This is a genomic window from Xanthomonas sp. SI, assembly GCF_014236855.1.
Taxonomy (GTDB): Bacteria; Pseudomonadota; Gammaproteobacteria; order Xanthomonadales; family Xanthomonadaceae; genus Xanthomonas_A.
Map to the genome: position 1 here is coordinate 2,762,110 of NZ_CP051261.1, position 21,384 is coordinate 2,783,493.

Genomic DNA, 21,384 nt, shown 5'->3' on the forward strand with positions numbered 1-21,384 from the left:
TGCCAGGCGGGGGCTGAAAAAACGTGCTGCGGATCAAGCAATAATTGTGCCGCGACCGGCTAGTGGGGCGCGGCGCCGGACGTTGCGGGCGGCGCGGCCGCCTCCGGGTCGGCCTGATGCGCGCCGATCCAGCGTTCCAGCTGCGTCGCTGGCAGCGCCGGCGAGAACAGGAAGCCCTGCAGCACGTCGCAGCCGAGCCACGACAGGAACGCCCGCTGCGCCTCGGTTTCCACGCCCTCGGCGACGGTATGCAGGCGCAGGCTCTCGCCGATGCGCAGCACCGAGGTGGTCAGTGCGCGCGCGGTCTCGCTGTGTTCCAGGTCGCGGACGAAGCTCATGTCCAGCTTGAGTTCGTTGACCGGCAACTGATGCAGATGGCTGAGGCTGGAATAGCCGGTGCCGAAGTCGTCCAGCGACAGGCGTACGCCGCTGGCCTGCAACTGACGCAGATTGGCCAGCACCGCCGGTGCGTTGGACAGCATGACGCTCTCGGTCATCTCCAGCGCCAGGTCGCTGGGCACCAGCCCATGTGCGCTCAGTTTCTTGGCCACGCGCGCCGGCAACTGCGCGTCGGCGAAGTTGCTGGCCGAGAGGTTGACCGCCACGCGCGGCACCGGCACGCCGCGCAGGCGCCAATCGGCCATCTGCCGGCAGGCCTGGCGCAGCACCCAATGCCCGAGTTCGTCGATCAGCCCGCATTCCTCGGCCATCGGCACGAAGCGCGCCGGCGAGATGTCGCCCAGATGCGGGTGCTGCCAGCGCAGCAGCGCTTCCACGCCGTACAGCGCGTAGGGCGGCTGGCTGTGCAACTGCGGCTGGTAGTGCAACTGCAGCTGGTCGCGGCGCAACGCCTCGCGCAGCGCGGTCTCCAGCGCCACGCGTTCCTGCGCCATGCGGTTCATGTCGGCGCTGAAGAAGCGGAAACTGCCGCCGCCTTCGTTCTTGGCCCGGTACATGGCCAGGTCGGCGTGGCGCAGCAGGGTCTCGATGTCGCGGCCGTCGTCGGGGAACATCGCCACGCCGATGCTGGCGCCCGGGTGCAGGGTCACGTGCCCGACCACCAGCGGATCGGCCAGCGCCAGCAACAGCCGTTCGGCCACGCCGGCGGCCTGTTCGGCGCCGCACTGCGGCAGCATCAGCACGAACTCGTCGCCGGCCTGGCGCCCGATCAGGTCGGTCGCGCTCAAGGTCTCGCCCAGGCGCCGCGCGATGTCGCGCAGCATGCCGTCGCCGGCGGCGTGGCCCTGGGTCTCGTTGACGCGTTTGAAGCGGTCGATGTCGACGAACAGGATCGCCACCGGAAACGCGTGGTACTCGGCGGCGGCCAGCGCCTGCTCGGCACGTGCGCTGAACATGACCCGGTTGGGCAGGCCGGTCAGCGAGTCGTAGAACGCCAGTTGGTGCACGCGCGCCTTGGTCTGCTCGCGCTCCAGCGCCAGCGCGCACAGGTGCAGGCACAGCTCGATCAGCCGCAGGTGCCAGGGCTGCGGTTCGCACACGTCGCGGTAATACAGCGCGAAACTGCCGAGCACGCGCCCGCCGCTGGACTTGATCGGGCTGGCCACGCAGCTGCCCAGGCCGAGCTGCTGCACCAGCGGCCGGTACTCGGCGAACAGCGGATCGGTGGCGGCATCGCGCACCAGCACCTGCTTGCCGCGCCAGATCGCCGCGCCGCAGGCACCGGCGGTGGGACCCACGCGCATGCATTCGACCGCGGCGTTGAAGGCGGTCGGCAGGCTCGGCGAAGCCAGCGGGTGCAGCCGCCCGTCGCCATCGACGCTGATGATCGAGGCCACCACCTGCGGGGCGACGCGCTCGACTTCGCTGCAGATCAGCGCGGCCACGTCGACCAGCGGCTGTTCGCGGACCAGCGCGTCGAGCACGTTCTTGTGCAAGATCTCGTGCATCTTGCTCTGGGTGATGTCGGTGAACGACACCACGTAGTGCTGGATGCCGCCGTCCGCGTCGGCGATCGGATTGGCCATCAGCGTGGTCCACAGCGGCGAGCCGTCCTTGCGGTAGACCAGCAGATCGGTCTGGTGGCCCAGGCCGCCGACCACGCGTTCGCGGGTCAGCCGTACCGCCTGCATGTCGGTGCCGACGCCGGGCAGCACGCTGCTGGGCAGCAGCCCGCGCACTTCCTCGGCGGTATAGCCGAACATGTGCACGAAGCCGGCGTTGACGTAGAGGATCGCCAGCTGCGGGTCGCAGACCACGATGGCGTTGTCGCTGCGGTCCAGGGCCAGCGACAGCAGCCGCATCTTGGCGTCGCGCTCGCGTTCGGCGCTGATGTCGCGCACGAACACCACGTACAGCGGCGCCGTTTGCTGCGGCACCGTGGCCGCGCTGACCGACACCCAGCGCTGCACGCCGTCGTTGCCGGGCAACTGCAGTTCGTAGCCGTCGCCGGGGGTGTCGGTGCGCTGCCGCATGCACCTGGCCAGGAACGGCGCGCGCGCCTCGTCCGGCACCAGCTCGCCGAGCGAACGCCCCAGGACCTGCGCCTGCGACAGGCCCCACAGCGCCTCGGCGGTCTGATTGAAGGCGAGGATGCGTGCGTCCGCGTCGATCACCACCACCCCGTCGGGCGCCTGTTGCAGGCAGCTCAGCAGGGCCTGCTCGGAATCGGTCAGCGTGGCCAGGCCCGGAACCGTGGCGGCAACGGCATCGCCAGGCGCGTTCGGGGTGCGGACGCGCTGGCGCGGCATGGGGCTAGCGGGCCTGGTTGGACAAGGCGATCAGGCGTTCGGCGATCCGGTCCAGCGGCAACACTTCCTGCGCGGCACCGAGCCGGAACGCGGTGCCGGGCATGCCCCAGACCACGCTGGTGGCCTCGTCCTGGACCAGGGTGCTGGCGCCGGCCTGCAGCATTTCCAGCAGGCCGCGCGCGCCGTCGTCGCCCATGCCGGTCAGCACCGCGCCGATCGCGTTGGCGCCGGCGTTGCGCGCCACCGACTGGAACAGCACGTCCACCGCCGGCTTGTGCCGGTTGACCGGCGGGCCGTCGTCGATCTTGCAACGCCAGCGCGCGCCGTCGCGGACCACCTGCAGGTGCTTGCCGCCGGGCGGCAGGTAGGCGTGGCCGGGCAGGATCGCTTCGCCTTCGCTGGCCTCGCGCACCGCCATCGCCGAGTGCCGGTTGAGGCGGTCGGCGAAGGCGGTGCTGAAGCCGGCCGGCAGATGCTGGGTCATCACCACCGCCGGCGCATCGGCCGGCATGCCTTCCAGGACCACGCGCAGCGCCTCGGTGCCGCCGGCGGAGGCGCCGATGGCGATCAGCCGGTCGGTGGTGCGGAATTTCAGCGTGGACGCGGCGCTGGGCGTGATCACGGTGTTGCCGCCAGGCCGCGGCGCAGCCGGGCGGTCGAGTGCGCGGACCTTGGCCTTGGCCGCGGCCTTGACCTTGCCAACGATTTCCTCGGCGTATTCCTCCAGGCCGCGGGCCACGTCGAGCTTGGGCTTGGAGATGAAATCGACCGCGCCCAGCGCCAGCGCCTGCAGCGTGGTGTCGGCGCCGCGCTCGGTCAGCGAGGAAATCATCACCACCGGCGTGGGCCGCAGCCGCATCAGGTTTTCCAGGAACGCCAGGCCATCCATGCGCGGCATTTCCACGTCCAGGGTGATCACGTCCGGATTGAGTCGCTTGATCTTCTCGCGGGCCAGGATCGGATCGGCGGCCGAGCCGACCACCTCGATGCCGGGCGCGCGCGACAGGATCTCGGTGAGCATCTGCCGCACGACCGCGGAGTCGTCGACGATCAGCACGCGACAGGGAATTTCTGAGGTCATTCGAACAACTCCACGGCGCCGGTGACCGGCGCTTTGGCGAGGCGGGCACGCACCGCCGATTCGGCGGCGGCGACTTCGGCTTCTTCGTGCGCATGCGGCAGGCGCTGCACGACCACGCGGCCGGTGGTGGGGAAGAACCAGATCTTGCGCGGATGGATGCCGCGCAGGTCCTCGGCCACCACCGGAATCTGCTCGGCTTTCAGATACTGCAACACGAACTCGGCGTTGCGGGTGCCGACCGGGTTGTTGGTGAAACCCTTGAGCACGTTGCCGCCGCCGAACACCTTGGCTTCCAGGCGGCTGCGGCTGGCGCCGCGCTTGAGCAGGTCGTTGATCAGCACTTCCATCGCATAGCTGCCGTAGCGCGCCGGTGCGCCGTCGCCGGCCTGGCCGTCGGGCAGCATGAAATGGTTCATGCCGCCGATCTTCAGCAGCGGGTCGCGGATGCAGGCGGCCACGCAGGAACCGAGGATGGTGGTCAGCGCGGTGTCGTCGTCCACCACCAGGTACTGGGTCGGCAACAGCTTGGCCGCAATGGTCTGGAAGCGGGTGTCGTGGTAGCGCATCACCTGATCCGCGACCACCGTGGCGGCTCTCATGCGCGTGCCTTGGTGGCGCGCCGGTACAGCGTGCGGCCACAGGGCTGGATCAGGTCGGCCGCATGCAGGTAGTTTTCCGAATGGCCGGTGTAGAGCATGCCTTCGTCGTCCAGATGCGGGATCAGCCGCGACAGAATGCCACGTTGCGTAGGCTTGTCGAAATAAATCATCACGTTGCGGCAGAACAGCGCCAGGTACGGGCCGCTGACGTCGTAGCGCGGCTCCAGCAGGTTCAGCTGGCGGAACTCGAGCAGCTCGCGCAGCGCCGGCACCACCCGGCACTGGCCTTCGTTGGCGCCGCTGCCGCGCTGGAAGTACTTGCGCTTGAGCGCCGGGTCCAGGCTGGAGATGCGATCGACCGCGTACACGCCGCGCGAGGCGGTCGCCAGCACCTGGGTGTCCACGTCGGTGGCCAGGATCCGCACCGGCGGGGTCAGCGTGCCGAACGCCTCGCAGGCGGTGATCGCCAGCGAATACGGTTCCTCGCCGGTGGAGGCGGCGCACGACCAGATCTTTACCGGCGCCGAGGCGGCGTGCTTCTGCAGCTCCTCGCGCAGGCGCTCGAAGTGGTGCGGCTCGCGGAAGAACGAGGTCAGGTTGGTGGTCAGCGCGTTGGTGAATGCCTCCCACTCGTCGCCGCCGTCGCGTTCCAACCAGTCCAGGTACTCGCGGAACGAGCGCAGGCCCAGCGTGCGCAGGCGCCGCGACAGGCGGCCGTAGACCATGTCGCGCTTGGCCGGGGCCAGCGCGATGCCCGCCTTCTGGTAGATCAGGTCGCAGACCCGCTTGAAATCGCGATCGCTGAATTCGAAGTCGCGATTGTCGGAACCGGGGTGGGGCAGGGAAGACGTTGGAGTGGCCATGGCTCGCAGCGGTGATCGGTCTATCGGGTTATCGGCCGGCGCCGCGCGAAATTGACGCCGGAACAAGATGCGGCCTACGCCGCTGCCGCTGTGCCGTCAGAACTCCTGCCACTGGTCTTCGGCGGCGCTGGCGCGCGCCGTGCCTGCCGCGCTGCGGATGCGCGCAGGCGCACGCGCTGCGGTCGCCACCGGCGAGGCCTTGGCGCGCACGGACGGCCTGGCCTTTGCGACCGGCGCGGCCTGCGGCGCCGGTGCGCTGGCCTGTGGGTCCAGCTTGAACTCGGCGACGGTGGCGCTGAGCTGGCCGGCCTGGGTCTGCAGCGTGCGCGCAGCGGCGGTGGCTTCCTCGACCAGCGCGGCGTTCTGCTGGGTGGCCTCGTCCATCTGGGTCACGGTCTGGTTGACCTGCTCGATGCCCAGCGACTGCTCCTGCGAGGCGGCGGAGATTTCGCCCATGATGTCGGTGACACGCTGCACCGAGGACACGATCTCCTGCATGGTGCGGCCGGCCTGGTCGACCAGGGCCGAACCTTCGGCGACGCGGGTCACCGATTCGTCGATCAGGCCCTTGATCTCTTTCGCCGCACCGGCCGAGCGCTGGGCGAGGGTACGCACCTCGCTGGCGACCACCGCGAAACCACGGCCCTGTTCGCCGGCACGCGCCGCTTCCACCGCGGCGTTGAGCGCGAGGATGTTGGTCTGGAAGGCGATGCCGTCGATGACCGAGATGATGTCGGCGATCTTCTTCGACGAGGTTTCGATGCCGCTCATCGTGGTGACGACTTGGCTGACCACATCGCCGCCCTGCGAGGCGACGGCGGCCGCACCGACCGCAAGCTGATTGGCTTGCCGCGCATGCTCGGCGTTCTGCTTCACGGTGGAGGTCAGCTCTTCCATCGAGGCGGCGGTTTCTTCCAGGCTGGCGGCCTGCTGCTCGGTACGGCGCGACAGGTCGTCGTTGCCGGCGGCGATTTCCGAGGAGGCGACGTTGATGCTGGCGGCCGCGCTCTGGATGCGGCCGACGATATCGGCCAACTGCTCGGCGGTGGCATTGGCGTCGTCGCGCATTTTGGCGAACACGCCATGGAACTCGCCCTGCATGCGCACGCTCAGGTCGCCGGCGGCGATGGCCTGCAGCAGCTGCGACAGCTTGCCGAGGGTGTGGTCGCTGACCTCCATCATCGCGTTGAGGTTCTGCACCATCGCGCGGAAATCGTACTGGAAGCGCTCGGCGTCGCCGCGCGCGCTGAAGTCGCCGACCGCCGCGGCCTCGGCCAGCTGCTTGACCTGTACGTTCATCGCGCTCAGGTTGGCCTTGGCGGTATCCATCGCGTCGGTCAGCGCGGCTTTCTCGCCGGGCAAGCGATCCATGTCGTCGGACAGGTCGCCGATCGCATAGCGCTGGATGATCTGCACCAGGCGCAGCTTCACCGCCACGTGCGAGGCGACCAGGTCGTTGGTGGCCTTGACCATGTACCCGTACTCGCCGGGGAAGGCGGTCGCGTCCATGCGGTAGCTGATCGTGCCCTGTTCGTGGCGCTGCGCCATCAGGTTCTGCGCGTCGATCACCTCGCGGATGCGGCTGCGCATGTCCAGCATATCGCCCATCAGCTGACCGATTTCGTCGCTGGAGCGTGTGCGCACGTTGCTGTCCAGTTCGCCGCGGGCGATGGCCTGCGACAGCTGCCGTGCCGCGTCGAGCTGGCGCGCGATGCCGCGCGAGATCATCCAGCCGACGCTGGCTGCGGCCGCGACCGCCAGGGCGAGCAGGCTCAGGATCAGCAGCTTGGTGCGCGTCAGCTGCGCGTTGATGGTGTCCATTTCCTGGTTCAGCTGGGCGACGTTGTAGTCGGTCAGCGCCACGATCCGTTCGAACAGTTCGCGCCGCAGCGGCCGCGATTGCTTGTCGGAGATGGTCTGCGCGGCGGCGACGTCGCCGGCACGCAGCGCATCGCCCATCAGCGTGTTGGTCTGCAGGTAGGCGTCCAGTTTTTCCTTGACCCCGGCATACATCTGCCGCTGGGTCTTTTCCAGCATCACCCGCTCGATGATGGCCTGGTTCTTGGCCACTTCCGCGCGCACCTTCTGCATGCGCTTGAAATAGTCGGCCATCGCTTCCGGGTCGTTGGCGCGGGCGATCTGCGCCAGTTCGTAGGTGCGGAACTCGCCGAGCTGCGCGCGTACTTCGGCCAGCGCCTGCGTGGCCGGCACCCAATCCAGCTCGATGCGCTTGAGCTCGGACATCGCCAAGGTGGTGCGCGAATAAGTGAACACGCCCAGGATCACCGTCAGCAGCGAGGTCAGGGCGAAGGCGAAGATCAGCTTGTCGCGGATTTTCAGTTGTTTGAATACATTCATTGGCGTTTCCGTGCAACGGATTGGGCGATGGCGAGGCGGTAAGACAGTTGGGCTAGCGGGCGACGTAGGTGGGCGCGTCGAGGTCCGGGTGCAGCGCGTGCGCGGCGTTGATACGGCTCAGTTGTTCCAGGTCGGCGAACAGGGCGCGGCGCTGCGGCAGCGCCTGTTGCGTGGACAGCTGGCGGGCGCGTTCGCGATCGCCGGCATGCACCGCGCTGCTGATCTGCCGGTGCAGCTGCAGGTAGGCATCCAGCTCGGCCTGGACAGTGGCGAAGCGGCGGCGTTCGTCTTCGCTCGGCGCGGTGGCGATGTACCGCGCCACTTGCGTGCGCGCGCCGCGCATCGAGCGTTCGATGCGCCGGTCGTAGTCGGCCACTTCCGCGGTATTGCCGGTCGCGGCGATCAGCGATAACTGATACAGACGCAATTCCGCCAGCTGCGCGCGCAGCTCGCGCAAGGCCATGGCCGACGGCGCTTGCCGGGTCTGCAACTGCAGCAGGTGCTGGCGCGAGTCGTCGAGGCTGCGGGTGCTCAGATGCGCCACCCCGATCACCGCGGCGCAGCCGAGCACGCACAGCAGCGACACGAGCAGAGACGATTTCAGATCGGTGTAGCGCGGCATCTCAGGCTCCCGAAGCGGCGGCAATGGCGAGGTGGCTGCGGCGATCGCATTCACGCTTCGTTAATCCGATATCGACTGCCGCGCCTGCCGCTTGAGACCGCAGGTGCCGTGACCGGCGCAACTGTGATGCAAGTCCGGTTGAGTGTCCGGCCGCAGCGCTGCGCTCAGAACTCCGCCCAGTCCGTTTCGGCCACTGCCGCGCGCTTGCCCGCCACCTGGCGCGGAGCCGGTTTGGCCGTCGCCGGACGCGACGGTGCGCGCGCGGGGGCGGCGCGAACGGGCGTGGCCGCAGCAGAGCTCCCGCCGCCGGTGCCGAGCCGGAACACAGCCGCGGCCTCGCTCAGCCTGCGCGCCTCTTCCTCCAGCGCCCGCGCCGATGCGCTGGCTTCCTCGACCAGGGCTGCGTTCTGCTGGGTAGCCTCGTCCATCTGGGTGACGGTCTGATTGACCTGCTCGATGCCCGACGATTGTTCCTGCGAGGCGGCGGAGATCTCGCCCATGATGTCGGTGACGCGCTGCACCGAGGACACGATCTCCTGCATAGTGCGGCCGGCCTGGTCGACCAGCGCCGAGCCTTCGGCGACGCGGGTCACCGATTCGTCGATCAGGCCCTTGATCTCCTTGGCCGCACCGGCCGAACGCTGGGCGAGGGTACGTACCTCGCTGGCGACCACGGCGAAGCCGCGGCCCTGTTCGCCGGCGCGCGCCGCTTCCACCGCCGCGTTGAGCGCGAGAATGTTGGTCTGGAAGGCGATGCCGTCGATGACGCTGATGATGTCGGCGATCTTCTTTGACGAGATCTCGATGCCGCTCATCGTGCTCACGACCTGGCCGACCACGTCGCCGCCTTGCGAGGCGACCGCGGCGGCGCCAACTGCGAGCTGGTTGGCCTGGCGCGCATGCTCGGCGTTCTGCTTGACCGTGGAGGTCAGTTCTTCCATCGAGGCGGCGGTCTCTTCCAGGCTGGCGGCCTGCTGCTCGGTGCGGCGCGACAGGTCGTCGTTGCCGGCGGCAATCTCGGTGGTCGCGGTGTTGATGCTCAGCGCCGCGTTCTGGATGCGGCCGACGATGTCGGCCAACTGGTCGGCGGTGGCATTGGCGTCGTCGCGCATGGTCGCGAACACGCCGTTGAACTCGCCCTGCATGCGCACGCTCAGGTCGCCGGCGGCGATGGCCTGCAGCAGCGTGGACAGCTGGCCCAGGTTGCGGTCGCTGACCTCCATCATCGCGTTGAGGTCCTGCACCATCAATCGGAAGTCGTGCTGGAAGTGCGCCGCATCGCCGCGTGCGCTGAAGTCGCCGGCCGCAGCCGCAGCGGCCAGGCGCTTGATCTCGGTGTTGATCGCCAGCAGGCTGGCCTTGGCCGCATCCATCGATTGGTGCAGTACCGCGCGGCTGCCGGGCAGGCGCCGCGCATCGCGATGCAGGTCGCCGTTGGCGTATTCGTTGAGCACCGCGATCGCATCGACGATGGCGTCCAGGTGCTCGAACATCATCGTGTTGATGCTTTTGCTGAGCTCGCCGTACACGCCGGGGAAGTCCTGCGGCATGCGGTGCGACATGTCCTTGTCGGCGTGCAGTACCGCCATCTTCGCCGCCTCGCTGGAGAAGCGTTCCAGCATCTGGATCATTTCGCCGGTGGCGCGCAGCATCTGCCCGGTCTCGTCGCGTCCGGGATTGTCGATGCGCACGCTCAGGTCGCCCCGGGAGACCGCGCGGATCGCCTGCAGCGTGCGCGATACCGGCACCAGCACCGAGCTGCCGATCAGCCAGTTGATGCCGAAGGTGATCAGCACCAGCACGCCGCCGGCCACGGTCATCACGCCGGTGAACAGCAGCGCCTGCGCCTGCACGTCGTCCATGTACACGCCGGTGCCGATGACCCAGTTCCAGGGCTTGAACGGTGCGTTGTAGGACACCTTCTCGACCGGCTCCTCGTTGCCGGGCTTTGGCCACAGATAGTCCACATAGCCGCCGCCAGCCGCGGCAGCGGCGGCGAACTGGCGGAAGATCGGCTTGCCGTCGGCGCTGAGCACGTTGCCGATGTCCTTGCCGACCAGGTCGTGGCGGGTCGGGTGCATCAGCATGGTCGGATGCATGTCGTGCACGTAGAAATAGTCCACGCCGTCGCGTGCGCGCATCGACTCCAGCGTGGCCAGCGCGGTGCGCTGCGCGTCGGCCAGCGGCATCTGCCCGGCCTCGGCCTTGGCCGCATAGGCCTGCACCACGCCGACCGCCAGTTCGATCTGGCTCTTCAGCGCCTGCTCGCGGGTGTTGCGGATATCCACGTACTGCATGCGCGCAGCGATGATCGCCAGCAGCACGATGCCGCCGCCAAGCAGCAGGGTTTGCCAGACGAACTTGCGACGCAGCGGCAGATCCGACAGGCGCGCGATAAGCGACGGAGACGACATTGGATGGGCACCTTCGAGTGGTTCTCGAAGGTCTTAGCGGCGCGGCTGTAACAAAATTGAGACAAACTCGCCTGGCCCAGCGAGCGGTCGTGGTCGCGACCGTGGAATGGCCGGCAAAAAAAATCCCCGGCGCATGGCCGGGGATCGGGAAGTGCCTGAATGCCGCGAGCGCCGGCGCGTCAGAACTCCTGCCAGTCCGAATCGGCCAGGGCCGGTACGGACTTCTTGCTGCCGGTGGCCAGCGCCGGCTTGCCCGACGGGACCACGACCGGCTTCTTCGCCACCGTGCGGATCGAGTGCACCTGCGCATGACGCGGCGCCGGCGCCGGCGCGCTGACCGGCGACTGTTCCACGCGGAAGATCGAGACCGCCTCGGTCAGCTGCCCGGCCTGCTCTTCCATCGAGCGTGCGGCAGCGGTGGCTTCTTCGACCAGCGCGGCGTTCTGCTGGGTGGTCTCGTCCATCTGGGTGACGGTCTGGTTGACCTGCTCGATGCCGGACGACTGCTCCTGCGACGCCGCCGCGATCTCGCTCATGATGTCGGTGACGCGCTGCACCGAGGACACGATCTCGCTCATGGTCTGGCCGGCCTGGCGCACCAGCGCCGAGCCGTTGGCGACCTGGCTGACCGAGGCGTCGATCAGGCCCTTGATCTCCTTGGCCGCATTGGCCGAGCGCTGGGCGAGGGTACGCACCTCGCTGGCGACCACCGCGAAGCCGCGGCCCTGTTCGCCGGCACGCGCCGCTTCCACCGCGGCGTTGAGCGCCAGGATGTTGGTCTGGAACGCGATGCCGTCGATGACGCTGATGATGTCGGCGATCTTCTTGGAGGAGGTCTCGATGCCGCTCATCGTGGTCACCACCTGGCCGACCACGGCGCCGCCCTGCGAGGCGACGGACGCGGCGCCGACCGCCAGCTGGTTGGCCTGGCGCGCGTGCTCGGCGTTCTGCTTGACCGTCGAGGTCAATTCTTCCATCGAGGCGGCGGTTTCTTCCAGGTTCGCCGCTTGCTGCTCGGTGCGGCGCGACAGGTCGTCGTTGCCGGCGGCGATCTCGCCGGCGGCGGCGTTGATGCTGACCGCGGCGGTCTGGATGCGGCCGACGATGGAGGCGAGCTGCTCGGCGGTGGCGTTGGCGTCGTCGCGCATGGTCGCGAACACGCCGTCGAACTCGCCGTGCATGCGTGCGGTCAGGTCGCCCTGCGACAGCGCGGTCAGCAGCTTGGAGACTTCGCCGATGCTGTCGCCGTTGGCCTGCAGCAGGCCGTTGAGCTGCTGCGCCAGCTGCAGGAAGAAGCCCTGCTTGCCGTCGGTGGCCACGCGCCCGGACAGGTCGCCGGCGGCGGCGGCCTGCACGATCTTGGCCACTTCTTCTTCGACCTGGGCCTCGACGGTGCGGTCGCGCGATTCGCAGACGAAACCGACATGGCTGCCGTGCGCGTCGCGGATGCTGGAGACGATCTGGGCGATGCGGGCATGGCCGTAGGCCATCTCGCGCTCGGTCACGCCCTGCTTCTCGATCGCGGCGACGGTGCGGGTGTCGATCTGGTTGCCGTATTCCAGCACCGACAACGAGGAACCGACTAGCGGCATGCTCGAGTCGAACGCGGGGGCGACCTTGCGGATATGGTCGGCATACTTGTCGACGATGCCCTGCATCGACGGGTTCGCGTAGACGATGGTGTAGTCCAGGTCGGCGATGAACATGCCGGTGGAGGAGTTGTCCAACGCGGTGCGGATGCGCAGGTTCTCCGACGCCACCGCCGCGTCGCGCTCGGTGCGCTCGCGCAGGTCCTGCTGCATGCGCTTGAGCGCCTGCAGCAGTTCGCCGACCTCGTCCTGGCCGCTGGCGTCGATATGGCCATCGAGCTTGCCGCTGGCGACTTCGTTGGCCACCTTGACCGCGCTGCCCACGCTGTTGGCCAGCATCCGTCCGAACAGCCAGGCCATGCCCACTGCGCCACCGACGCCGATCAGCAGGCAGACCAGCAGCATGGCCGACGCCTTGCCGTAGGTGCTGCCAGCGGTTTCCGCGGCCAGCTTGGCCTGGCGATCGTTCTCCGCGATCAGCGCGATCACATCGTCGACGACCTTGTTGTGCAGGGTGCGCGTCTCGCTGGTGAACGTATCGATCGCATCGTCATGCAGCTCCAGCTGCACCATTTCGTCCACGGACTGATAGGAGGCTTTCGCCTTCTTCCAATCGGCGACCGTGCGCTGGTAGATCGCGCGCTCGTTGTCGCTGCCGATCATCGGCGGGTATTTGGCCAGGATCTCGTCCAGTTGCTTGGCCAGCGTGACCCTGCGCGCCTCCGACTCCTTCTTCAGCGCGTCGCTGCTGCGGATCAGGCTCTGGTACGCCGCATTGCGGTATTCGCCGAGAATGCCACGGATCTCGCCACCGGTACGCACGCTCGGCACCACATTCTTGGAAACCATTTCGGCCACGCCGTTGATCGAATGCAGCCCGTTATAGGCGGCAAGCCCCTGTATCAACATGATGGCGAGCACGAGACCGAATGCCAGCATCAGCTTCGGCATCAGCTTCATATTCTTTATCCACTGCATGAACGCATTTCCCCTTGGTTCGATAACGGCGGCGTAGCATCAGAAAAACAAAAGCGCCGCCATGCCGGAGCGCATGGGCTCCGGCGCGGCGACGCTTCGTGGTCTTACTTGATCGTGGCCAGCTTCAGGCTGGACGGCGCGCTGACCTGGATCTCGGCGCGCGAGCTGTCGCGTTCGATCTTGCCGATCACGCACACGTCCTTGCCTTCCAGGCTTTCCGGCGCGAAGCCGAACTTGCCGCGGTCGGCGCCGGCGATGCGCGCGGAGAAGGTGTGGCGCGGGAACATGCCGCCCATGTACAGGAAGGTCGGCTCGCCTTCGGAGTTCTGCGCGTACTTGGCCTTCTCGACCTTGCCGCAGACCATGCCGTCCTTGCCGACGAAGCGGGCCGCCATCTCCGGCGGAATCATCTGCTGCGACTGGGCGAAGGCGCTCGGGCTGGCGGCAAGCAGCAGGACCAGCAACAGAGGAAAGCTCGGTTTCATAGGGGGAAACTCCTTTAGGGGTGGGCGAAATAGGTCGGCCCAGGTACTGGATCGGGCCACCTATCAGCTATCGGCGTGGTAACGACGAACTTGATCGGCGCAAGTGATAAGCAGTTCGCATTTCCGAAAGAAAAAACCCGCCAATGGACGGCGGGTCGGGAATTGCGTGCGAAACCGCGGCGTGGCCGCGGCTCGAGCCGGCTCAGGCGGCTTCGTCGACGTGCGCCTGCTGGCTCAGGTCGGCGCTGTCGAGCAGGGTCTCGATGTCCAGCAGGATCAGCATCTTGTCGTCCTGGGTGCCGATGCCGGAGATGAAGCGGGTGTCCACCGCGGCGCCGAATTCGGGCGTCGGCCGGATCTGGTCCTCGTTCAACGGGATCACGTCGGAGACGCTGTCCACGACGATGCCGACCACGCGGTCCTCGACGTTGAGCACGATCATCACGGTGAAGGCGTCGTAGCGCGCTTCCTTCAGGCGCAGCTTCAGGCGCAGGTCGATCACCGGCACGATGGTGCCGCGCAGGTTGATCACGCCCTTGATGTACTCCGGGGCGTCCGGCACCCGGGTGACCGAGTCGTAGCCACGGATTTCCTGCACCTTCAGGATGTCGACGCCGTAATGCTCTTCGCCGAGGGTGAAGCTGAGGAATTCGCCGCCGGTGGCACCGGAGGCAGAGGTGTTCTTGTCGTTCATCGTGTGCTCCTGGTGCGCACGGAATTGCGGAGGGATGGCGGGAAGCGGGACATGCGGCTCTTGCACTAGATCGGCGTGGTGGGGCAGAACTTTAGCGATGCTGTAACCGTCTTAGCCGGCATGGGGCATCCGATAAAGATGGCGTGACCTGTAGGAGCGGCTTCAGCCGCGACCGGGGTTTTCCTGGTAATGCCTGGTCGCGGCTGAAGCCGCTCCTACAGGGGGCTTTGTGCGGTCGAGGTGCCTTTCAGGACAGCACGCCGCTCTTGCGTGCGCTACGCTGGCGCTCGATGCGGAAGATGTAGCGCTGGATCGCCGCGTCGGCGCCGCGCGGCAGGTCGGCGAAGCGCAGCCCCACCCGCAGCGTGTCCTGGCCGTTGGCCAGCTTGTGCGGATACATGTTGCAGACCTGCAGGGTCAGCTTGATGGCATCGGCGTCGGGCAACTGCAGCACGCAGCGCGGGTAGCTGTGGCGCTGCTCCGGCACCGGCTGGCCGGGGACCAGCGCCACCGCCACGCCGCCGCCGCTGATGTCGATGACCCGCAGTACCAGTTCGGTGGGCGGGCTGGCGTCGTCCAGCCGCAGCACGCACATCGGCGATTCGGTGATCGGCGTCTCCAGGCGGAAGTGCTCGCGGCGCTGCAGGTAGTACAGCGAATCGGGCAGCGGCGCGCGAAAGCCGGGCGTGCCGTCGCTGTCGACCCGTTCCAGGTCGGCGATGCGGAAGCGCAGCCGGACCTTGTCCAGCTGCGCGAAGCACAACAGGTACTCGGCCTGCTCGGCGATGCGGTTGTTGGCCTCGTTGATGCTCAGGTCCAGCAGCAGGCTGTCCTCGTCCAGCTCCAGCAGCGCGGTCGAGAACGACTGGTCGCGGCCGCCCACATGCGCGCTGATCTGCGAGCGCTGGTTGATCAGCGATTGCAGCAGCTGCCGGATCTGGCGCGGGTTGGTCAGCAGGAAGCGGTCGTCCTGTTCCGTCGCCTCGTGCGCAGACGGTTCGGGGGAGTCGCTGGGAATGCCTTCGGCCATGGGTGGGCAACGGGATCGTGGATGGGGCGGGGCGGCGCATTCCGCCCGTCCCACGATGCTATCGGCCGTGTCCGGCTTTTTTGTAGCCTGAATGCAATGTGGCGATGTTGCCGGCCGGCGGGCGCTGGTCCAGCGTGAACGAGGCCACGGCCCGCGCCAGCTCGCCGGCCTGGCTTTCCATGGAGCGGGCACTGGCGGTGGCTTCCTCGACCAGGGCCGCGTTCTGCTGGGTGGCTTCGTCCATCTGGGTCACGGTGTGGTTGACCTGTTCGATGCCGGCCGACTGCTCCTGCGACGCGGTGGAGATCTCGCCCATGATGTCGGTGACGCGCTGCACCGAGGACACGATCTCGCTCATGGTCTGGCCGGCCTGGCGCACCAGCGCCGAGCCGTTGGACACCTGGCCGACCGAGTCGTCGATCAGGCTCTTGATCTCCTTGGCGGCGTTGGCCGAACGCTGGGCGAGGGTGCGCACCTCGCTGGCGACCACCGCGAAGCCGCGGCCTTGTTCGCCGGCGCGCGCCGCTTCCACCGCCGCATTCAAGGCAAGGATATTGGTCTGGAAGGCGATGCCGTCGATGACGCTGATGATGTCGGCGATCTTCTTGGAGGAAGTCTCGATGCCGCTCATCGTGGTCACCACCTGGCCGACCACGTCGCCGCCCTGGGTGGCGACGGCCGCGGCGCCGACCGCCAGCTGGTTGGCCTGGCGCGCATTCTCGGCGTTCTGCCTGACGGTAGAGGTCAGCTCTTCCAGCGATGCGGCGGTTTCCTCCAGGCTGGCCGCCTGCTGCTCGGTGCGGCGCGACAGGTCGTCGTTGCCGGCGGCGATCTCGCCGGCGGCGGTGTTGATCGCATCCGAGGCGCCCTGGATCTGGCGCACGATGGTCGCCAACTGCTCGGCGGTGGTGTTGGCGTGGTCCTTCATGTTGGCGTAGACGCCCTGCAGGTCGGCGTCGATACGGGTGGACAGGTCGCCCGCGGATAGCGCCTGCAGCATGTGCTGGATATGCCCCAGGCCGGAGGCGCTGGCTTCCAGCAGGGCATTGATCTGTTCGGCCAGCAACAGCAGGAAGCCCTGCTTGTTGTCCAGGCGCACGCGGCCGTCCAGTTCGCCGACGACCGCGCTGCGCACGATGCCGGCGATTTCCTCTTCCACCGCCACTTCGTCGGTGCGGTCGGCCCATTCGACGATGAAGCCGAGGCGGTTGCCGTCGCTGTCGATCACCGGATTCACGATCAGCCGCATGGTGTGGCCGCCGACGCGGATCTGCGCGCGGTAGGTGCCCTTCAGCTCGGCCAGCAGGCGCGCCTGGTGCTCGGGGTGGCGATGGAACACGTCGATGGTGTTGCCGATCAGCGTCTGCACGTCGAAGTGCGGCAGGTCGCGGCGCAGGTCGTCCTGCACGTCGCCGAGCATCTTCACCAGCGGACGGTTGACGTAGACGATGCGCCGATCGGCGTCGGCGATCATCACGTTGGTGCTGACATCGTCCAGCGCGACGCGCACGCGCAGATTCTCCGCGGCCACCACGCGCTCGGTGCGCAGCCGCTCGCGCAGATCGTCGCGCATGCGGCGCATGCCGTGCAGCAGCCGGCTCACGTCGTCCTGGCCGTGACCGACCTCGATATGGCTTTCCAGGCGCCCGGCGGCGATGTCGCCGATCACCTGCTCGACCACCGCCAGCGGCCGCGACACCATGCGCCGCGCCAGCACGAACACCAGCACGGCGCAGCCGATCAGCATCAAGGCGGAGAACGCCAGGATGTTGCGCATCAAGGCCTGCAGCGGCGCCTCGATGGCGCTGCGCGGCTGTGCGCCGAGCAGCACCCATTGCCACGGCCGGTAGGCCTGCGCGGTGACCAGGAACGGCTCGGCCGCCGCGTCCGCAGTTGCGTCGCGCTTGAGCCGCAGCGTGGCGCTGGCCTGCTTGCCCTCGAGCAAGGCCTGCAGCAACGGCTTGTCCGCTTCCACCACCAGCGCCTCCACGTTGGCGGCCTTGGAGACCGGGTGCGCGAGCAGTTGCCCGCGCCGCGCCGGGTGCATGTCCACGGCGATGAAGTGGCCGTCTTCGCCGATGCGCGTGCTGCGCAGGCGTTCCTGCAGCGCGGCCAGGCCCTGGGTGTAGTTGCGGCCGACGAACAGCGCGCCGACCAGGTTGCCCTGCGCGTCGTGCAGCGGCCGGTAATGGGTCATGTAGTCGTTGCCGAACAAATTCGCCGGCCCGGTGTAGGGCTTGTTCTGCAGCAGCAGCGCATAGGCCGGATGCGCATGGTCCAGTACGGTGCCGACCACGCGCGCGCCGGACTGGTCGTGCAGCGAGGTCGCGATCCGGACCAGATCGTCGCCGCTGCGCACGAACACGGTCGCCACGCCGCCGCTGGCGTCGGCGAAATGGTCCACCGAGGCGAAATCGAGATTCAGCACATGCGGCCCGATGCGCAGCGTCGGCGTCTGCACGTCGCCGATCTGCACCGTCTTGGCCGGCTCCAGCTGCGGCGCGCCGGCGGGCAGCATGGTCGCGAACAGCTGCCCCATCCGGTCGGTTTCCTCGCTCAGCACCCGGTCGTACATCGCCACCGACTGCTGCATCAGCGTGGTGGACGACTCGAGTTCCTTGAGCACCTGGGTCTCATGGCTGGTGGCGGACTGGCGGTAGATCAGGGTGGCCAGCAATACCAGCGCGGCGCTGACCGCAAGGGTGAGCAGGGCCGACAGCTTGGTGCCGACCGAGAGATGGCTGAACTTTTTCATGGGGCGCCTATGCGGGAACAGAACGCCTATGTGAGCGGCGCGTGAATTCCTATCGGCGGCGGTGACGAAAAATTGACCGTTCGATGGCCATTGATGGCTTTATTTCCCGGCGTTTTCGCCTGTCTCGGGACAGTTCAAGGACAGGGTCGAGACATTCGCGAGGCGGTCGGGCCACCCGGCCTGCGGCAAATGCGTATCGCATGGGGACGCATACGCGTCGAAGCGCTATGCGTCCCCGCGCTGCGGTGAGCGCGGGATGTCGGTGTGCGGCAGGCCGGGCGACGGCGCTGCGCCGGATCAGAATTCGCGCAACTCGGTGCCCCTGGCGAGGGCGATCGGTGTAGTGCGCACTGCGGACAACGCCGCCGGCTTGATGGCAGGGCGAGACGCTGCGGCAGGATGCGCGCGGAGCGTGGGCGTGGTTGCCGCGTCGGACAGCTTGAACGCCGCGACCGCATCGGCCAGCTGCCCGGCCTGTTCCTCCATCGTGCGCGCCGCGGCGCTGGCTTCTTCCACCAAGGCGGCGTTCTGCTGGGTGGCCTCGTCCATCTGGGTCACGGTCTGGTTGACCTGCTCGATGCCGGACGACTGTTCCTGCGAGGCGGCGGAGATCTCGCCCATGATGTCGGTGACACGCTGCACCGAGGACACGATCTCGCTCATGGTCTGCCCGGCCTGGCGCACCAATGCCGAACCGTTGGCGACCTGGCCGACCGAGGCGTCGATCAGGCCCTTGATCTCCTTGGCGGCGGTGGCCGAACGCTGGGCGAGGGTGCGTACTTCACTGGCGACCACGGCGAAACCGCGGCCTTGTTCGCCGGCACGTGCCGCTTCCACCGCGGCGTTGAGCGCCAGGATGTTGGTCTGGAAGGCGATGCCGTCGATGACGCTGATGATGTCGGCGATCTTTTTCGAGGAGGTCTCGATGCCGCTCATCGTGCTCACCACCTGGCCGACCACGTCGCCGCCTTGCGAGGCGACGGACGCGGCACCGACCGCGAGCTGGTTGGCCTGCCGCGCATACTCGGCATTCTGCTTCACGGTGGAGGTCAGTTCTTCCATCGACGCGGCAGTCTCTTCCAGGCTGGCGGCCTGCTGCTCGGTGCGCCGCGACAGGTCGACGTTGCCGGCGGCGATCTCGCCGGCGGCGGTGTTGATCGCATCCGAGGCGCCCTGGATCTGGCGCACGATCGTCGCCAATTGGGTCGCGGTGGCGTTGGCGTCGTCGCGGATGCGGGCGAACACGCCATGCAGATCGCCGTCCATGCGCGCGGTGAGGTCGCCCTGCGACAGCGCCGACAGCAGCTGCGAAATGCGCGCCAGGCCGTCGGCGTTGTTGTCCAGCAGCGTGTTGAGCTGCTGCGCCAGCAGCAGGTAGAAACCCTGCTTGCCGTGCAGGCCGATGCGGCTGTCGAGGTCGCCAGCGGCGGCGGCCCGCACGATCTGGGTCACTTCCTCTTCCACCTGGATTTCGTCGGTGCGGTCGGCCCACTCCACGACGAAGCCCTGGCGCTCGGACGCGCTGCTGACGATCGGATTGATGATCAGGCGCATGGTGTGCCCACCCACCCGGATCTGCGCGGTGTGGGTCTGCTGCAGCGCCGCCAGCAGCTTGGCCTGGTGCTCGGGGCGCTTGTGGAAGATGTCGATGTTGCGTCCCAGCAGGGCATTCGCATCGAAGCCCGGAAGCTCGCGGCGCATGTTGTCCTGCGCCGCCGACAGCATCCGCGCCAGCGGCTTGTTGACGTAGACGATGTTGCGCTCGGCGTCGGCGATCATCACGTTGGCGGTGACGTTGTCCAGGGCGGTGCGGATGCGCAGGCTCTCGCGCTGGATCTCCGCGTCCTGTTCGCGGCTGCTCAGCAACTGCTCGCTGGCCACCACCAGGGTATGCGCGATCGAGCCTTCCGGCAGGGTCAGATCGCGGATCGAGGCCGGCAGCGGTTGCTGGCGGGCCATGGCGCGCGCCAGCAGCGCCAGGTCGCGCGGGTCGTGGCCGACGTCCAGCAATTGCTTGCGCATCTGCACCGCCATCGCCACCAGGATTCCGGCTTCGGCCACCACATAGCCGGCGTGGGTGGCCAGGATGCCGATCCCGGCGTCGGCCGCGAATGCCTGCAGCGGCACGCCGCGATGCTGCAGCCAGAAGAACAGCACGTGGTGGACGGCGATGGCGGCGGAGGCGACCACGATCGGCCGCCAGTCGCGGTAGTACAGCAGCAATGCGATCAGCACGATCACGCCGAAATGGACTTCGGCCATGCCGCCGGCCTGCTGGATCAGCACGGCGGCCAGCACCATCAGGCCCAGCGCCACGGTGCAGCGGCTCAGCAGCGTGCCGGGATAGAGCTTCACCTGCAGGGCGATGATCGCCAGGGTCGGCAGCGCCACCGCCAGCCACGGCGTCCATACGCCCTGGTGCCAGGCGGCGGCGAGGCTGACGATGCCGGTGAACGCGGCCACCACCAGGAACAGGCGGTCGGCCTCCGCAGCCAGTTTTTGCAGATAGACGTAGCGTTCGTTGCCTACGAGAAAGCTTCCCTGGGTGGTGGAGGCGCTCATGCGGATGGTTCCTTTGGGCATGCACAGTGGGTGAAAAGGATCAGCGGCGGCGCATTGCCGGCCGCGAGCAGGCGCGGCAGTAGCGACGCGGCGGCAATGGCGGTGCCGCAGCCCTCGATGCGCGAGGGGCCGGCGTAGAGCAGGCGGCCGTCGGCAGCGAGCACGATCAGCGGGTAGGGCAGCGCCGCGGGCGCCGGCCGGTCGCTCAGATCGATGTTGAGCAGGCCAGGCAGCGCAGGCGCGGGGCCGCGAGACGTGCAGCCGCATTCGGCCACGCGCAACTGGAACGCCACGGCCTGGCCACGCGGTGGCGCGGAGGATGCGAAGGCCAGCAATTGCCGATGGATGACGTCGGCGTCGGCGTCGGCGCCGGACGGCGGCTTGGCGAGGTACACCAGGCCGGCCGCCGACCACGCGGCCCAGACGGCGAGCAACAGCAGGCCGACCGGCAACGGCGCAAGCCGGCGCGGACGATTCGCCTCGGCGATGGTGGCATCGTGCATGGGCCTCCCGATGGGCGCTGCGCCGACAATCACCGGCTCTTCACGTTATCGACAGGAACGGGGCTGGCTTTAGGCGATTGCCGACTCGGATGCCGGAAGCAGGGAAGGGCGCTTGCGCTACGCCTTCGCCGCCGGCCCGCCTT

14 protein-coding genes are annotated in these 21,384 nt (G+C 68.0%); all 14 read right to left on the reverse strand.

The features are described 5' to 3' along the window. Positions 1 to 59: 59 nt before the first annotated feature. Positions 60 to 2,708 carry an EAL domain-containing protein gene (locus HEP75_RS11495; RefSeq protein ID WP_185823638.1) on the reverse strand — a complete coding sequence of 883 codons (2,649 nt, stop codon included), beginning with the start codon at positions 2,706 to 2,708 and terminating at the stop codon, positions 60 to 62. A gap of 4 nt (positions 2,709 to 2,712) precedes the next feature. Beyond that, positions 2,713 to 3,789 carry a chemotaxis response regulator protein-glutamate methylesterase gene (locus HEP75_RS11500; protein WP_185812957.1) on the reverse strand — a complete coding sequence of 359 codons (1,077 nt, stop codon included), beginning with the start codon at positions 3,787 to 3,789 and terminating at the stop codon, positions 2,713 to 2,715. Further along, on the reverse strand, positions 3,786 to 4,388 hold the full coding sequence (gene cheD / locus HEP75_RS11505; RefSeq protein WP_185812956.1) for a chemoreceptor glutamine deamidase CheD: 603 nt from the start codon (positions 4,386 to 4,388) through the stop codon (positions 3,786 to 3,788). Before cheD ends, HEP75_RS11500 begins: the two co-directional genes overlap by 4 nt. Beyond that, positions 4,385 to 5,251, reverse strand: coding sequence for a CheR family methyltransferase (locus tag HEP75_RS11510; RefSeq protein WP_185820188.1), 867 nt, complete (start codon positions 5,249 to 5,251; stop codon positions 4,385 to 4,387). The genes cheD and HEP75_RS11510 overlap by 4 nt, the downstream gene beginning before the upstream one ends. 96 nt (positions 5,252 to 5,347) lie before the next feature. Then, on the reverse strand, positions 5,348 to 7,609 hold the full coding sequence (locus HEP75_RS11515; RefSeq protein WP_185823639.1) for a methyl-accepting chemotaxis protein: 2,262 nt from the start codon (positions 7,607 to 7,609) through the stop codon (positions 5,348 to 5,350). 52 nt (positions 7,610 to 7,661) lie between these two features. After that, complete coding sequence (locus HEP75_RS11520; RefSeq protein ID WP_185823640.1) at positions 7,662 to 8,231, reverse strand: MCP four helix bundle domain-containing protein; 570 nt, start codon at positions 8,229 to 8,231, stop codon at positions 7,662 to 7,664. 164 nt (positions 8,232 to 8,395) lie between these two features. Next, positions 8,396 to 10,645: a methyl-accepting chemotaxis protein gene (locus HEP75_RS11525; RefSeq protein WP_185823641.1), complete on the reverse strand. Its 2,250-nt coding sequence runs from the start codon at positions 10,643 to 10,645 to the stop codon at positions 8,396 to 8,398. A gap of 179 nt (positions 10,646 to 10,824) precedes the next feature. Next, positions 10,825 to 13,212: a methyl-accepting chemotaxis protein gene (locus tag HEP75_RS11530; protein WP_185823642.1), complete on the reverse strand. Its 2,388-nt coding sequence runs from the start codon at positions 13,210 to 13,212 to the stop codon at positions 10,825 to 10,827. 104 nt (positions 13,213 to 13,316) lie between these two features. Then, positions 13,317 to 13,697, reverse strand: coding sequence for a hypothetical protein (locus tag HEP75_RS11535; RefSeq protein WP_185812950.1), 381 nt, complete (start codon positions 13,695 to 13,697; stop codon positions 13,317 to 13,319). Between the two features lie 202 nt (positions 13,698 to 13,899). Then, complete coding sequence (locus tag HEP75_RS11540; RefSeq protein WP_185820183.1) at positions 13,900 to 14,391, reverse strand: chemotaxis protein CheW; 492 nt, start codon at positions 14,389 to 14,391, stop codon at positions 13,900 to 13,902. 247 nt (positions 14,392 to 14,638) lie between these two features. Beyond that, a complete protein-coding gene (locus HEP75_RS11545) occupies positions 14,639 to 15,421 on the reverse strand; it encodes a flagellar brake protein (protein ID WP_185823643.1) in 783 nt (260 codons plus the stop codon). Positions 15,422 to 15,479: 58 nt separating this feature from the next. After that, positions 15,480 to 18,176, reverse strand: a complete 2,697-nt coding sequence (locus HEP75_RS11550) for a Cache 3/Cache 2 fusion domain-containing protein (RefSeq protein ID WP_185823644.1) — start codon at positions 18,174 to 18,176, stop codon at positions 15,480 to 15,482. A gap of 297 nt (positions 18,177 to 18,473) precedes the next feature. Beyond that, a complete protein-coding gene (locus tag HEP75_RS11555) occupies positions 18,474 to 20,738 on the reverse strand; it encodes a methyl-accepting chemotaxis protein (protein ID WP_185823645.1) in 2,265 nt (754 codons plus the stop codon). Continuing rightward, complete coding sequence (locus HEP75_RS11560; RefSeq protein WP_255423832.1) at positions 20,735 to 21,274, reverse strand: hypothetical protein; 540 nt, start codon at positions 21,272 to 21,274, stop codon at positions 20,735 to 20,737. Before HEP75_RS11560 ends, HEP75_RS11555 begins: the two co-directional genes overlap by 4 nt. Between the last annotated feature and the right edge of the window lie 110 nt (positions 21,275 to 21,384).